Source organism: Limnoraphis robusta BA-68 BA1 (assembly GCF_034932365.1).
GTDB classification, from domain to species: domain Bacteria; phylum Cyanobacteriota; class Cyanobacteriia; order Cyanobacteriales; family Microcoleaceae; genus Capilliphycus; species Capilliphycus robustus.
In genome coordinates this window covers 143,486-159,194 of sequence record NZ_JAYGHR010000064.1, presented here as the reverse complement: position 1 = coordinate 159,194, position 15,709 = coordinate 143,486, and the positions used below count along the sequence as shown (strand labels likewise).

Annotated in this window: 8 protein-coding genes and 3 pseudogenes; 4 read left to right on the top strand and 7 right to left on the bottom strand. The window is 44.0% G+C overall.

Annotated elements, in window-relative coordinates; translation table 11 throughout:
• A partial coding sequence (locus VB836_RS16485) for an RNA-guided endonuclease InsQ/TnpB family protein (RefSeq protein ID WP_323220754.1) occupies positions 1-1,121 on the top strand: 1,121 nt, incomplete at its 5' end.
• Between the two features lie 46 nt (positions 1,122-1,167).
• Here the strand turns inward: VB836_RS16485 and VB836_RS16480 are convergent.
• Positions 1,168-1,992, bottom strand: a pseudogene (locus VB836_RS16480) (DUF3536 domain-containing protein); the annotation flags it as partial.
• Between the two features lie 700 nt (positions 1,993-2,692).
• Between VB836_RS16480 and VB836_RS16475 the strand changes: the two are divergent.
• The 3 genes from VB836_RS16475 to VB836_RS16465 all read left to right on the top strand — a co-directional run bounded on the left by VB836_RS16475 (position 2,693) and on the right by VB836_RS16465 (position 7,304).
• The gene (locus VB836_RS16475) at positions 2,693-3,235 is read left to right on the top strand and encodes a DUF1349 domain-containing protein (RefSeq protein WP_046281956.1); all 543 of its coding nucleotides are present in this window, start codon (positions 2,693-2,695) and stop codon (positions 3,233-3,235) included.
• A 637-nt stretch (positions 3,236-3,872) separates the two neighbouring features.
• Positions 3,873-4,982 (top strand): calcium/proton exchanger, encoded by a 1,110-nt coding sequence (gene cax, locus VB836_RS16470; protein ID WP_323220752.1) that lies wholly within the window; start codon positions 3,873-3,875, stop codon positions 4,980-4,982.
• Between the two features lie 273 nt (positions 4,983-5,255).
• Positions 5,256-7,304, top strand: coding sequence for a serine/threonine-protein kinase (locus VB836_RS16465; RefSeq protein ID WP_323220750.1), 2,049 nt, complete (start codon positions 5,256-5,258; stop codon positions 7,302-7,304).
• A gap of 166 nt (positions 7,305-7,470) precedes the next feature.
• Here VB836_RS16465 and VB836_RS16460 read toward each other — a convergent pair whose 3' ends face one another.
• From VB836_RS16460 to VB836_RS16435, 6 genes and pseudogenes are all read right to left on the bottom strand, one after another.
• Positions 7,471-9,402 (bottom strand): iron uptake porin, encoded by a 1,932-nt coding sequence (locus VB836_RS16460; RefSeq protein ID WP_323220759.1) that lies wholly within the window; start codon positions 9,400-9,402, stop codon positions 7,471-7,473.
• Positions 9,403-9,582: 180 nt separating this feature from the next.
• A pseudogene (locus VB836_RS16455) lies at positions 9,583-10,176 on the bottom strand (alkaline phosphatase PhoX); the annotation flags it as partial.
• Between the two features lie 6 nt (positions 10,177-10,182).
• The gene (ltrA, locus tag VB836_RS16450) at positions 10,183-11,997 is read right to left on the bottom strand and encodes a group II intron reverse transcriptase/maturase (protein WP_323220746.1); all 1,815 of its coding nucleotides are present in this window, start codon (positions 11,995-11,997) and stop codon (positions 10,183-10,185) included.
• Positions 11,998-12,828: 831 nt separating this feature from the next.
• Positions 12,829-14,481: pseudogene (locus VB836_RS16445) on the bottom strand (PhoX family protein); the annotation flags it as partial.
• Positions 14,482-14,569: 88 nt separating this feature from the next.
• Entirely contained in the window at positions 14,570-15,310 is a 741-nt protein-coding gene (locus tag VB836_RS16440) for a winged helix-turn-helix domain-containing protein (RefSeq protein ID WP_046281656.1), read from the bottom strand.
• Between the two features lie 85 nt (positions 15,311-15,395).
• Positions 15,396-15,557, bottom strand: coding sequence for a hypothetical protein (locus VB836_RS16435; protein WP_160315455.1), 162 nt, complete (start codon positions 15,555-15,557; stop codon positions 15,396-15,398).
• Positions 15,558-15,709: the final 152 nt, after the last annotated feature.

The window sequence follows — 15,709 nt, the reverse complement described above, 5'->3', positions numbered from 1 at the left end:
ACTGTATCGAAATGTACAAAACTGGGCAAAAAAAGCCTAGTAATGCTCAACTCCAAAAGCAGTTTATTACCCAAGCGAAGAAAACGGCAGAACGGGAATGGTTATCAGAAGTTTCTAATATCCCTTTACAACAATCCTTGAACGATCTAGAACAGGCTTATCAAAACTTTTTTAAGTCGTGTAAGGGAACGCGACTTGGGAGAAAAGTTAGACTGCCTAAGTTGAAGAAACGAAACGCCAAGCAGTCAGCCAGGTTTCGAGTTGGTGGCTTTAAACTGGATGGAGACAAAATATCTTTAGCCAAAATTGGAAATTTCAAGATAATTTGGTCAAGACCTCTACCCAGTTCACCAAGTTCAGTTACAGTCATTAAAGATGCCGCAAACCGTTATTTCCTCAGCTTTGTTATTGAGGTTAATCAACAATTAATGCCCAAGTCTCCCAATAGTATAGGAATAGACTTGGGCATTAAAACGTTTGCGGTTCTGAGTTCAGGAGAGAGAATAGATGCTCCCAAGCCTCTGAAAAAACGGATAAAAAGACTGCGAAAACTTAACCGCAATCTTTCTCGAAAACAGAAGGGTTCTAAGCGATACGAACGAGCGAGGGTTAGAAAAGCTAAACTCTACGCTCGAATGAAGGATACCCGCAAAGACTTTCTGCACAAGTTATCAACCAGGATAATCATCGAAAACCAAGTGATTGTTCTGGAAGATTTGAATGTGTCGGGAATGGTCAAAAATCATAAGCTTTCCAAAGCAATTAGTGATTTAGGGTGGAGACAGTTTAGAACCCTTCTTGAAGGTAAAGCCGAAAAATATGGCCGAGAATTTAGAGTAATAAGTCGGTGGGAACCGACAACTCAAAAATGTTCGTGCTGCGGCTTTAAAGGTGGTAAATTAGACCTTTCTGTTCGTGAGTGGACTTGTTTAAATTGTGGAACAGTACATGATCGTGATGGAAATGCCGCCTCAAATATTTTACTCGCCGGAGGACTTTCGGAGAGCCTAAACGGACGCGGAGGCAGGCGTGAGACTTCGGTTATTGAAGCAGCAGCCCGTGAAACGTCAACCCACCTAGAGAATGCTGTTCAATTATCAATATTTGATATTTTGAAATAGTCTTCTGCTGGGAATCCCCGTTGTTTACGACGGGGAGGATGTCAACAAAGGTTTCTCCATCAGTCGCCACAGAGATCACCTGGGTTGGCCGCCCGTCCCCGTGAACGGCTTGGCTGAGTCGTCCAGCTAAATGTCCCGAACTGCTGAGGACATCATCAAAGCCCATATCCGCAGAAATCGGCCCATCATAGAAGAATATATCAAGATAACGGGATGTGTCTTTTTCTCCGGCTTCATTTTTTAAATAACAACGATAGGGACGAGTGGGATCAATTTGACCTTCGCTAACCTCTATCCATTCGGGATCAGGGATGTCTTCAGAGGCGAATAAACGACAGCGTTGGGCTTGAGAAGGGGCAAGGATAGTAAATCGAATCCCTTCATTAATTAACGCTTCTAAGGTGGCGTAATCAATGGCAGTTTCGGCTAACCACATTCCTTCGGGATCGCGCCCAAACCGGGAACGAAAGTCTGCTTTTCCCCAACGAATTTGAGTGTATTTATCTCGTTCGTTGGCGAGGGGCATAATAATATGGTTATAAACTTGGGCGATCGCATTTCCATGTCCATTGAGGCGCTGACAACTGATGCGATCGGCTTCTATGATTCTCTGATAAACTTGCATATCATAGCGTTCTAGCCAACTCATTAATGTCGGGCCGATATTAAAGCTGAGATACTCATAGTTATTAACGATCCCAACCACTTTTCCTTGATTGTTTAAGACTCTGGCTAAAGCATTGGGGCGATAACATTCATGGTAAATTCGTTCGTTCCAGTCATGGTAGGGATCAGCACTCAATTGACGTTCAACGGTATTAATATAGGGATTTTCCCGAGGAGGTTGATAGAAATGACCGTGAATAACAATATAAACTCCGGTTGCTGTTTGTAGGGGATCACAGGTTTGAAATTGTCCGGGATCACGAAGACTTTGATGTTCTAAAGGGTGTGAACTCTCGACAGCATTCGTAACCGCCATAGATTGAAAGTTTGAAGTAGAGGTCATCTTGTTGTGTCCTGTAACGTTTAGAAACTCAAAACCGTCACATCAATAGCCAAAACAGAAGCTTGAGTCGAGTTCAACTCAGTTGATAAACAGATGCTTATTTCTATCTGTTTTCAGTTGAACTCAGCCTAGGTTTTTTTGCTATAGATTGGTGAAAATTTTGTTAATGAATCTAGCCTTGACAACTTACAAAGTGATTGTTATGTCGCTCAAATCAAGACAGAAGCTGATGCAGTCATCAGACGCTAACCCAAGCTTTTGAAGAGAGAATAATATATTACTACTATTACAGGATAGAATACCTATCCTCTTTGATGGTAAAATTTAACAAACATTTCAGCTTTGGCTCCACATAGAACCCTCGATAATTGGTGAGACTTGAACACTTTAAAATGATGAACTTTTAGAGCTATCTTGACAACAGGATTGACTATCCTAGATTAATACAGGATCAACTGCAAGAACTATACTGAAAAGATTTACAAACCTTCATGGGTAAAGCTGACTGTTTTATCTGATATGATGGTTCCTAACCCATAATCGATGGAAAATTAATCGGAATATGAAATGGTATAATGAGCCACCTGTCTGGAATGAGCAAGATCAAGTTATTTCAGTTACCTCTGGACTAAAAACAGATTTCTGGCGCAAAACCCATTACGGATTTATTCGCGATACCGGACACTTTTATTATCAAGAAATGACCAGTGATTTTATCGCTGAAGTGAAAATAACCGGACAATATCAGGTTCTATACGACCAAGCCGGGTTAATGGTTCGCGAGAATGATCTGACTTGGTTAAAATGCGGAATTGAGTTTGTAGACAGCCTACAATATGCTAGCACAGTTGTCACACGGGACTATTCTGATTGGTCTGTAGTTGCTCTTCCAGAAAATCCGACTTCATTGTGGCTAAAACTCAAACGTGAAGGAGGTGCTGTAGAGGTCAAATACTCCCTTGATGGTGAACAATTTAGGATGATGAGATTCGCTTATTTAACTGAAGCGAAAACAGTCCAGGTCGGTCTAATGTGCGCCTCACCGGAACGGGAAGGGTTTCAAGTCAGCTTTGAAGATTTCCAAATCAAAACGTTGTCGGATTAGTTACGCTGGCTTGAGTTTAGACGCATCATTAAACAATAAGTCAATACAGGAGGTATATTTCAGGTGAAATTTGAGGAATAATCAGGCATCCATCAATTCAAAAATAGCGTCTTTTTTGGTATTGTTATATCGTCCTGCAACGGTTCAATTTAAGCAGATTGACAACAGATTTTGCTAGATTCTGCCCGAGTTAGGTATAATTCCAAAACACCTAATCACCGATGCAAAGGCTACCGATCCTACAGTTATGACTATAGCAGAACAGAAAATCAGAATTACCTATATCTTCACACACCATATTCGTTGGGTTCCCTTTGAATTAGTCGCCAAATATACGGCGTACCCGATGATCAAATCACAGTTATACCATTCGTAAACGTATATCCGAAAATTCCTACTTTTTCATAGACTCTTCCTAATACTTAAGAAATTGTATGTTACAACTCCCAGCCCTCAAGAGGGGACAAACCTTTTTTGTTCCGGATCTTCTGCTTCTATGTATGGGCTGGCTAAGAGATCAGAAGGTTATTCATACCCCTGCATGGGGTCAATTTCCATGTTAATCTGCTAATCAAGACCGTATGTTGATAATTTTGCTGTGTAACTGTTAACTGACCTGATTGGCGAGTCAATACCAATGCTGAATGCCAAAACAATTATTTCTGTCCTACTGATCTTCATTCCGATTTCCATTGCCGCCCATCTCTTAGAATGGGGTTCGACCCCTATTTTTATTATCTCTGCGGTGGCAATTATTCCTTTAGCGGGTTGGATGGGAATTGCCACAGAAGAAATTGCTGTCGTCCTCGGCCCAAATTTGGGGGGACTGCTGAACGCCACCTTCGGAAATGCCACAGAACTGATTATCGGTATTGTTGCCCTCAGAGCCGGACTGTTGGATGTGGTGAAAGCCAGCATCACAGGTTCGATTATCGGCAACCTGCTGTTAGTTATGGGCTTATCAATGCTTCTGGGAGGCTTGCGCTACAAAGAACAAAAGTTTCAGCCCATTGTGGCGAGGTTGAACGCTTCGGCGATGAACTTGGCGGTGATTGCTATTTTAGTTCCAACCGCAGTGGAATATACTTCTACAGGCATCGAAGAAGCCACGATGCAAAACCTGTCGAGTGCAGTGGCGATCGTTCTGATTGGGGTCTACATACTGACGTTGCTGTTTTCGATGAAAACTCACACCTATCTCTATGATGTGGGTGTGGCAGAAACTGAAATCCTAGAAGAGTCCGGCGAAACAGCGCGCGCCTCAGAATCTCATAGCCGTTCCCCGTTATGGGTATGGATTATCATTCTATTAGTCGCAACCCTAGCAGTTGCCCTGGAGTCAGAACTGTTAGTTGATAGTCTCGAAGAAGCAACAGCAAGCCTGGGACTAACGTCTTTGTTTACGGGAGTGATTTTGGTTCCGATCATTGGGAATGCTGCTGAACACACAACCGCCGTGACGGTGGCGATGAAAAACAAAATGGATTTATCCGTTTCTGTAGCGGTGGGATCGAGTTTGCAAATTGCCTTATTTGTGGCACCTGTTTTAGTGCTGGTTGGGTATTTAATCGGTCAACCGATGGATCTCAACTTTAACCCCTTTGAACTGGTAGCGGTAGTTGTTGCGGTCTTAATTGCTAACTCAGTCAGTTCAGATGGTCGTTGTGACTGGTTAGAGGGCGCTCTGCTCCTGGCTGCTTACACGGTTCTAGGACTGGCTTTTTACTTTCATCCGGTGATTGTATAACAAACATCGCTAAAAAACCCCAATGTCTTGACTCAATCGGTAGGACATAAAATGAGGGAAAGTGACAAAAAACTACAGGTCTTCTCAAAACCACCACTATCCCTCACGATAAGCCTATTGCTTGTGGCTATACCCCCGTTTTTTGACTTTTGACCCCCTCTTTTGACCTTCTGAAGCTGAGACTTCTTACAGGCAGGAATTTCTCAGACAGATGGTAGTCCGCTAAGTTATAGTGGAGTTAATCTGGCAACCTAGATCCGGGTTCTGGTTTCTGTGAGTTATTGCCTTAATCCCAACTGTCCAAGTCCGACTGATCCGTCGAATGCTAATCGACGTGTTTGTTGTCAGTGCGGTTCAGATTTGTTACTCCAAGGTCGGTATCGTGTTAGCAGACAGCTAGGTGGTGGTGGATTTGGTAAAACCTTTGAAATTACCGATGACCAAACGGGTAGTGAGAAAGTTTTGAAAGTCTTGCTCAAAGAGCATCCAAAGGCTGTGTCTTTATTTAAGCAAGAAGCCAAAGTTTTGAGTCAGCTTAGACATCCCGGTATTCCAAAGGTTGAAAAGGATGGTTATTTTACCTTTATGCCGAAAGGAGGCAAAGAACCGATTCACTGTCTGGTGATGGAAAAAATAGAAGGCTCTAATTTGCAAGACTGGATGAAAGGTCGCAAGAAAGAGCCGATTTCTCAAGAACAAGCGATTGATTGGTTAAAACAGCTTGCAGAAATTTTAGATAAAGTTCATAGCTTAAACTATTTTCATCGGGATATTAAACCGCAGAATATTATGCGAAAACCTGATGGGCAATTAGTATTAATTGACTTTGGTACAGCTCGGGAAGTTACAGATACTTTTATTGCCAAGGTGGAGGGAGGACAAAACGTTACAGGTATTGTTTCTCCTGGCTATACTCCACCTGAACAAACCAACGGGAAAGCCGTTCCTCAGTCTGATTTTTTTGCTTTAGGACGAACATTTATTTATCTTTTAACAGGTAAACCGCCAACAGCCTATCCAGAAAACCCTAGAACTGGAAAATTACTCTGGCGAAAAGGGGCCCCGAATATTTCTCAACAATTAGCAGATGTTTTGGATTATTTGATGGCTCCCTTTCCCGGAAATCGGCCTCAAACTCCTAAAGTCATTTTGCAGTGTCTCAAAGAAATCGATCTGACTCAACAAACAGAATCGAAACCTGAACCCCCGAAACCGAAACCTGAGCCGCCACCTCCGCCAGTTCCTAAGAAAAAACAGAGAACACCAAAAATATCGGTTCCTTTATCCCGTCCTTTTCAATTTAATTTTCCGTTTAAGTTCCTCTGGATGATGGGAACTGTTTTGTTAATTGGAGGACTGTTTTACACTCAAATTGACGGTTATTTACGCTACGGATTCATTCCGGCTAATCCGATTTTGATTCTTAAAAGTATACCGAGCAGTTTGTGGCTACAGGGATACAAAAGTGCTGTCGGTCAAGTTTATACTGTGGTGATTAGTCCGGACGGTCAAACACTCGTGGCGGGAAGTTTTGGAAATATAACGATTTGGAATTTAAAAACGGGGGAATTGCGGCATACAATTGCCGCCCATTCAAGTTGGGTTAAAACTCTGGCAATTAGTCCTGATGGTGAAACTTTAGCGAGTGGAAGTAACGACAAAACCATTCGGATGTGGGATCTTAAACAAGGAATTCGCCTGCGGACGATTGAAGGTCATACAGCAAGCGTCAATGCCCTCGAATTTAGCCCAGATGGTCGTACTCTGGCCAGTGGAAGTGATGATCAGACCATTCGGTTGTGGGATCTCAACACAGGGGTACGGATATTAACGATCTCAGCTCATGATGGCCCGGTCAATACGATTGCCTTCAGTCCAGATGGTCAAACCTTAGCCAGTGGAGGCACGGACAGAACGATTAAACTGTGGACTTTGACTCAAGGGACTCGAAAATTAACGATTTCTGGTCATGCAGGGGCAATCAATACGATTGCTTATACGACCGATGGTCAAAGTTTAGGGAGTGTCAGTGATGATGGTACAACCCGCTTGTGGAATCCGAATACGGGTGATCAAGAACGGTTGTTTTCCGGTGATGGGGGTGCAGTGAAATCGATGGTGATTAGTCCAGATGGTCAGACTTTAATGAGTGGTAGCGATCGGATTATGATTTGGGATCTAAAAACGGGAAAACCGATTGCGACGCTCTGGGGTCATGCACAAACGGTTAATGCTTTGGCTTTAAGTCCTAATGGTGAAGTTTTAGTGAGTGGCAGTGAAGATAAAACGATTAAGATTTGGCAAGTTCCAGTTAACAACTAAATGGAACTCCACCTGCTTTTGAAAGTCTGACTATTTGTCTTAATTTTTGATAAAAAAAGAGGGGAAGTTAGGCGAATAATTCTCCTATTTCCCCTCTTTTTAAACTTTTATAATTAAGCCTCACCCCAACGCTAAACGGGTTTGAGTGAGGCTAGGCATTCTCTATTTAGAATCGGAATTGAGTCCGGAATGTTGTCACGACCATCGTGTCGTTCTCATCCGTATGTTCGGGGTCTGTGACAATGTAAACACCAGGAATCAGAGCAACGTAGTCATTGACCTGATAGCGATAAAACGCTTCGATGTGAATTCCTGTTTTATCTTCTTCCAAACGCTCAAGGGTGTGATAAACCACTTTAGGCTGCATACCCACGATGATACCGCCTAAACTGCCTTCTCGGAATAAGTCAGGAAAGGCTAGGGTGATGGCGAAGTTCAGGATAGTCGCATCAAGGTCATCACTGTCGCCGCTACTCGCCTTGTCATCAGCCCAAGCTACACCCAACCAACCGCCTAACTCAAACTTATCTGCGATTCTCCAGTTGGTCTGGAAGCCTAAGTTGTCGGTTGTTGTGGCGGTATCTCCAAACGGACGGTTGGCGAGGAAACTTCCGGTTCCCCCACTAACGTTTACGTCATCTTCGCGGAAATAGCGGCGGTTGTAATCGATAGCGATCGCTAAATTATCCAAGGGTTCGTAGACGAATTGCAGGAAAGCCGAGTGACCGCCATTAAATAAACCTCGACCTTCAGACGGATCTGGTGAATCCCCATCATTGGCGAGATAACCCAAGTTCAGCCGCATTCTTTCATTAAGCTGATACTTGAGGGCCGCACCTGTACCTTGATTTCCCCGGAAGGTCGTGGGGTTATAGCGTCCAAAGCGGGAAGCCGCACCTGCACCTGTACTCTGGAAGGGGCTAAGAGGATCTTGAACGTCGTCTAAGTCCAAACTCTTCGCACCGAAGTAAACTTGACCTTTACCGTTCATAATCGGGAAGCGATAGTAGAGGTCATCGAGGATAAAGTCCCCATCTCCCCCATCTGTACCCAAACGGCTCATCAGGGTATTGGTTAAGTTTTCGCGGCTCAAGTTAGGAACGTCTTTGGCTTCCAAACGAGTTCGCAGTAAATCTTCCCCAGTGAAGCTGGTATCAAAGTTTAAACGCGCCCGATAACCGAAATAGCTTTGAGTCGGGTCTTCTTCTTCATCAACGTTCGGGCCACCTGCAACGGTATATTCAGAGCGATCGCCGAAGGTATCACCAATGAAGAAGATCACTTCCCCTCTCAACTTGGTCGTTGTGGAGAACTGATTGGCTTCCAATTCAGCCGTGCGTGCTTCTAAAGCTAACACCCGACCGCGTAAAGCTGCCAATTCCGCCGCAAATTCTTCTTGTAAGCGTTGCAAAACGGCTAAATCTTCTCGAGTGACCAAATTCGCAGTAGAGGCCGCAATTAACTCGTTAACCCGTTCTAAACAAGCGTTTAAACCAGCCGCAAACTCGTAACGAGTCATCGCCCGGTTTCCTTTATAGGTTCCATCGGGATAACCCGCAATACAACCGTAACGCTCAACTAAAGATTGCAGGGCTTGGAACGCCCAGTCTGTTGGTTGTACGTCTGAAAGCTGGGAAACCGATGTCACCTGATCCATGACATCTGTTTCTTGGCTGTAGAGTTCCATCTGTTCGATCTCTGAGATCCCCACTTGAGAACTCGCTGCTGGGTCTGCGGTTTCAACTTGAGCCAGTTCCAACTCAGCCGTTTCCGGGGTGGAAAGCGCTTCTGAAGTTGCGGTCTGAGCTGGAGCCTCACCCTGATCGCTTTCTGTTGCCGTGGCAACCTCAAGATTTTCAGATGCGTTTGCGTGATAGTCTAAGGATTGAATACCAGAAACGCTGAGTTCCTGAGTCGATAATTCTGAATGCTCTGTTTGCTGCCACTCCACTGAATGAATCGCTTCATTCCCTAAGTCAGAGGGTGAACCGAGCCTCATAGATGAGGTTTCGGTGGCTAGGGCGGCATTAGTTAAGACAAGAGCAGCACCCAGAATACCTGGACTCTGCTTAAGAGTGTTCCATAGAATTTTGTTCATCATCTCAAATCTCACACCGACTTAAAATACCAAAAGCAAGGGAGTCCCCAGCTCAGTTGAACCAATAGTACCACAATCTTAACAGGAGTTTTCTGACAGTCAAGCGGGTCTAACAGTGGCAGTTACTTCTGTGTGTTTAATCCCATTGGTTCAATGATCGTCTGAGTTCCCCCATTCATCCTACACAATTTGTTTGGAATTGAGGCGACGAATTGCGACAACCCCAGGTAAAGGTGGACTGTTTGCTGTTTTACTCGGCCAGTTTGAACCAATTGGAACGAGCCGAGTTTGCATAAACTCCTGAGCGTCTGTGGTTCGCATGGCAAACTGACGCTCTTGTGAAGCCATGTTTTGACGAATCCCGTTGGCTTCTCCTGGGTGTTGGGCTGACATAAACAAGGTCTGTTGATCCGGACTCAAACATGGCCCGGTCATCTCACATTCCATCGGCCCAATCGCAAATAGATAGGCATTTCCCGCATTCTCCCCCGAGGTGGGTAAAAACCAAACCGAATTATTGCCATACACCCCTAATAAATCTGTTTGACTCAGAGGTTGACCTTTTTCATCAACTCGACTGGAGGGTACGGGTTGATTCTGTTTACTGGTAGACATATCTGTGACCATCCAGACATTTCCCTTCCCATCAAATAGGAGGTTATCGGGGTTGGCAAAACCGGAACCTCCATCGGCGACTTCCCCCCCTGTAGCAAACATCTGCCAACTAAAGGTCATCGCATCAGGTTGATTTCCTTGTTCACTCAAGCGCATAATATTAAACTAAGCCAGAGAGTCACCCCTCTGACTCGTCTTCAGAACCGGACGTGAGACTTTCACCTCATCCGGCTCCTCAATGACTTGGCTCTTGTCACGAGTACCTCTTAAACTACCGTCGAAACGGGTCTTTTCATCGTGGCAATGTCTGTGTAATAGTTGCAGATTTTTATACTCATCCTTTCCGCCTTTCGACTTAGGAATGATATGGTCTACTTCCATCACATCATCCTCTCGGAAGTGTAAATTGCAGTGAGCGCATACCCTTTTTTGTGCCTTCAAAAGCTTTGCAACTTTGGTTGGCATTTCTGGGTTTTTACCCATTCTTGAACTCCAATATATCAAGTTACCGTCATAAGGGGATGCAACGTCTTTTACTTTTACATGACGAACGATTGGTGTCGCGTTATGTTTAAGTAATTGAGCCGTGATTTCTCCATCTTTTATGGAACAAAAGACCCAATTGGCGTTACCTACTCTGTGCCAATATTTATTGGCTACCCATTTTTTCCCTTTGTTGGAGTGACGACGATTTGCCCAAGATTCTAGCTTTTGGTACATGAGGTGATCTAATTGTGAGTAAGCTTCTTTACTTACTTGTGACGCATAATAATTACTCCATCCTCGGATAATTGGGTTTAGATGTCTTATTAGTGCATCCTGACTGACCGATTTGTGAGAGTCTATTACTTTTGCGATTTGGTCGTAATGTACCTTTATGCTTTTCTTGCTTGGGGTGACGATGGTCTTAAAGCCTTGCTTCGAGTGATATTTTCCTACGTTAAACTGTCGGATGTTGAAACCGAGAAAATTAAACCCCGGTTCTTCTTGCCCGTAATTGTTTAGCGTGTGGGCTAACCTCGTTTTACTTGGCTTTAGTTCCAAACCCATGTCTTTTAACCACTCAGAGATTATCTCTTTACATCTTTGGACGGCATTTATGTCTTCGTGGAGAATCACGAAGTCATCAGCGTACCGGATGAGGGTCAATGATTGCACCCTCATTTGCCAACTTTTTTGATAGCCCTTATCATTTTTTATGTCAAGGGTTTTGGCAAACTCTTTTATCCGATATTCCATACCGTGAAGGGCAATGTTAGCCAGTAACGGAGAAATGACCCCGCCCTGTGGCGTACCCTCAGATGTAGGGAACAACTCTATCCCATCCATGACACCCGATTTTAACCAGGCTCGAACCTGTCTTCGTAGGGTTGGATAAGTATTTAATTTTGATAAGAGTCGTTTGTGGTCAATACAGTCGAAGCATTTTGCAATATCAGCATCTAGCACATATTTGGGCTTTCTGTTAATTGCTGTATGTATTGCTACGATTGCATCTTGACATGATCGGCCTGGTCTGAACCCGTATGAGTTAGGCTCAAATTTCGCTTCCCATTCTGGCTCTAAAGCCATTTTGACAAGCGATTGCAATGCGCGGTCATACATGGTAGGTATTCCCAAAGGTCGCTTCTCAACATCCCCGGTTTTGTCTATCCAAACTCTCCGGGTCGGGCTGACCTTTGAACCCAGTTTGAGTTTTCCAGTCAGGGCTATTCTTTGCTTTGGGGTCAGCGATTTAACGCCATCCACACCAGCAGTTTTTGCCCCCTGGTTATCCTGGGTAACTCTACGCACCGCTAAACATCTTGCAGACCAAGACCTCATCAGCGTTTTTTGGAGTCGGCGAACTGCTTTTACATCACCACGATTAGAGGCTTGATAGATACGTTTTTGGAGCTTATAAACACGCTTTTCTAGCTTGCGCCAGTTAATCGCATTCCATTCCACCCTAGTGTCATTAATTGAACTGGTTTTAGACATTTGTACTCCTACTTAAGTCTCTATCTTCCAATTCATCGGATGTACGTCAGCTTATCTAGAAAATTACTTCTAGCATTTGCTTTTTACATCATCTTTCCTACTAGCAGCATCCGGTTAGCACCTACTTGAAAAATCGACCGTTTCAAGAGCTTACTAGAGGTTACTTCGTTCCAAGTGTTTATGTTTATGTACCTTTAGAGTGATGCTATACGCCGGGTTTATGGGAAGTGCTTGTTGGTCGCGGTTGGATTGCCAACTCCCTATTGAAAACAGATGGGATAAGGATTTAACGGATTAACTTAACTGTGGGTATCAGAGATTTATGCTGTCCTACCGATAACTTAATCCGAACTTCGGCCTTTTCTATCCGTTTCTTTATCCTTTACCTTTTGGTTCCAGCTTATCAGCCTTATTTAGCTGGTTCGAGTTATCGACGTTTTAAACACATCTTCAATGCACGTTACTCATGGGTACTTTGCTCAAAGGGATTCCGGTTTAGGCTACCAGTTTTGAAAACAGATGGGATAAGGATTTAACGGATTAACTTAACTGTGAGTATCAGAGATTTATGCTGTCCTACTGATAACTTAATCCGAACTTCGGCCTTCCCTATCCGTTTCTTTTTACCTCCTTTTCATCCCGCTTTTCGGATTGATGGCTAGTCGCTACCGAAGGGATGATGCTGTCACCACTGCACCTGTGGGGCAGGACTGGGTAACAATCCTATTGATGTTACTTACACCTGCATAAACACTTAGTTGTCAAGGATTAACATCCTTGCTGGTAGTCCCCCTAACACATTAGATGTGTTGGTTTATACCAAACGAATCGCACCCAACCATACTCATAGGCGGTTTCCCCAGTTGGACTTTTAAACACCCGTTGGTCTGGGCCTCCAGTTTTGTCATCCCCAGAACCCGAGGTAAAGGCAATAAATAAGGAACCATCCGGCGCAATGTCTGTATCTTCGGGACGGGCTGTACAAGTGGCTCCCACTGCACTGGCGGCTAAATGAGCATCGATTAAGATGGCACCCTGAACTTCTTCGGGATTTTCCCCTTCATATAAATCGGCTAAGGTTTTATACTGCTGTTTGAATGCGATCGCTTCGGAATCTTTTACCGCCACGACAGCGCCGCCTTCGGGTCGTTTGGGTAAACTGATCTTTCCCCCGACATGAACACTGGGTAAATCGGGATTAACGGGTGTATTCGCTTTTAAAGCAATCCAACGACCTGTCCCATCTTCATTAAATTTCGCTGCATAGAGCATTCCTTGTTCGAGTAAGCGAGAATTGGCTTGATCTTTGGGGTCTTTAACGCGATCTTGACTCACGTACTTATAAACGTGTCCGCCTCGGCGATCGCAGCCCGAATAAAATGCCAAGGGTTTACCCGCTTCTACCCGAATTCCTACGGCTTCGTGACGATAACGACCTAACCAGGTATGCTTCGTCCCATAATCATTACGATTTGCTGGATCAACTTCCACCATCCAACCATATTTATTTCCCGCTAATCCGAACACATTACCCAACCCATCTAAACTTCCTGAAAAGGGGTTCTTACTCGGATCAACAGAAGTTCCATCGGGGTAGACGGGTTCAGGAACATGGGTTTGAAAGTTTTCTTCGGCACTAAACACTGTTCCCCAAGGGGTGGTTCCCCCTGCACAATTGCCAAAGCTGCCAATAATGCGATCGCCTAAGCGGTCATTATAACCTTTACCTTTTTTGCGAAATACGGCCGCGGCTGGCCCCGTTGACTTTAGGTAACGGCGATCTTTCCAACCCGAAATTCCGGTAATCCGTCGATCTTCGGCTGAGTAGGTGCGTTCCCATTTGCCTTCTGAGTTCCGACGAATGGAAATAACACCGATTCCCATGTCGATTAACCCTTGTTCGGATAGTTCTCGAATGGCTTGGCGCACGGGGTTATTGGCGGGCAATGCAAAGGCATTTATTTTGGGTTTTTTCTCGGCTTTTAGAGCCGCTTCAATGCTTTTAATCGGTAAGGTTTTGCCGATGACTTTTTCGTAGGTTTGCACCCAAGTTTCTGAACTAATATACTCAAAATTGACGGTTAAATATCCTTCATTTTCACTCGTTTCGATGAAGGATAAATAATCATTATTGTAGCCAAACCGAGAATCACCGACTGGATCACCCCAAGCCGCAATTAGGTCATATGTAAACCCTTCTGGAAGAACGAGATCATCAACAATTTCATAGGTTTTATAGGCTTTAATTTGTTGTTCTGAAGCTGAAACTGTGCTAATAGGAACCCATTCTCCAACTTGAGTTTCTGCGTAATCTGTTGCTAACGGCATCGGCCCTTTTACGGGTTTAAAACTCAAGGGAGTTTTAGGGGGTTTGAGGGAAGATTTGGGGTCAAGGGGAAGATTTTTATCTTCACAAGAACTCAAGCTAGCTGTCGTTAAGCTAGCACCGAGGAATAGCAAAAATTCTCGTCGTTTTAGTCTCATAAAATATTAGAGGAAGGTAGAAGCTGGCAATCTAACCATTGATTATTTTAACGATGATCAATGGGTTTTTGCCACTCAAGGTTCTAGCCTATCCAAACCGATATCCAAAGCCGCGCACGGTTACAATATATTCGGGGTTACTGGGGTCAATTTCTAGTTTTTCTCGCAACCAGCGAATATGAACATCAACGGTTTTGCTATCTCCAATAAAATCAGGTCCCCAAATCAAATCGAGTAACTGTTCACGAGACCAAACTCGCCGGGGATAACTCATAAATAGTTCTAACAAGCGGAATTGTTTGGGGGAAAGCTTCACTTCTTCACCCCGAGCCACAACCCGGCATTCTTCTTGATAGAGGATAATATCTTTGTATTGCAACATTACTGGTCCCGGAAGCTGACACAAGCGTTGACGACGCATGAGAGCGCGACATCTGGCGATAAATTCTCTCATTCCAAATGGTTTGCTTAGATAGTCATCTGCTCCCGCTTCCAGGTAAAAAGCACAGTTATTTGCTGTTTCTTTTGTTCCAATGATTAAAATGGGGACGGGGTTGCCTTGATGCCGTAACATTCGGCACAGATCAAGACCATTGACAGCATCTAGAATCAAAAGGTTGAATGGAAATTCACTCATCTTAGATGAGGGACTATGAACGGCTGGGAGAGCTTCGCGTCCGTCTAAAGCAATCACAACAGTATAGCCGTGTTCTTTGAGGGCTAAAGACAGGATATCCCGCCAGGGTTCTTCATGTTCAAGTAACAAGATTTGACCTGTATATCTTAGGTCAGAACGATGAGAACTCTTGCCTAAGTCGGGGGAAAACATAAATATCAGTTCCTACTGGTTGGATGGTGTGGAATTGTCATTTTAATCAGACTTAACTTTTAGGCTGAGTGACTTTTAAGGAAAGTTAATTCTTGACAATCCATCCAACGTAGATATGCTGCCATTGATCAATCGGCCCACATTGAGAGAACAGGGGTAAAACAGGTTGAAAATCCCCACTCACAAAAGTGAGCCATAAGCCTTTTACTCGCTCATCTACTAAGTGCGATGCGAGCTTTCTAAACATTATCTACTCCAAATAGGCTCGGTCGGATTAATAAAGGGGATATAGCTTTGATTGTATGGGTGGAAGGTTAAGGTTAGGTAAACTGTTGGTAATGATTAGGTTAAGTTATTATCAAGGGTTAAACCGTTCTGAGCTGGGCTTGGGGTTCAATC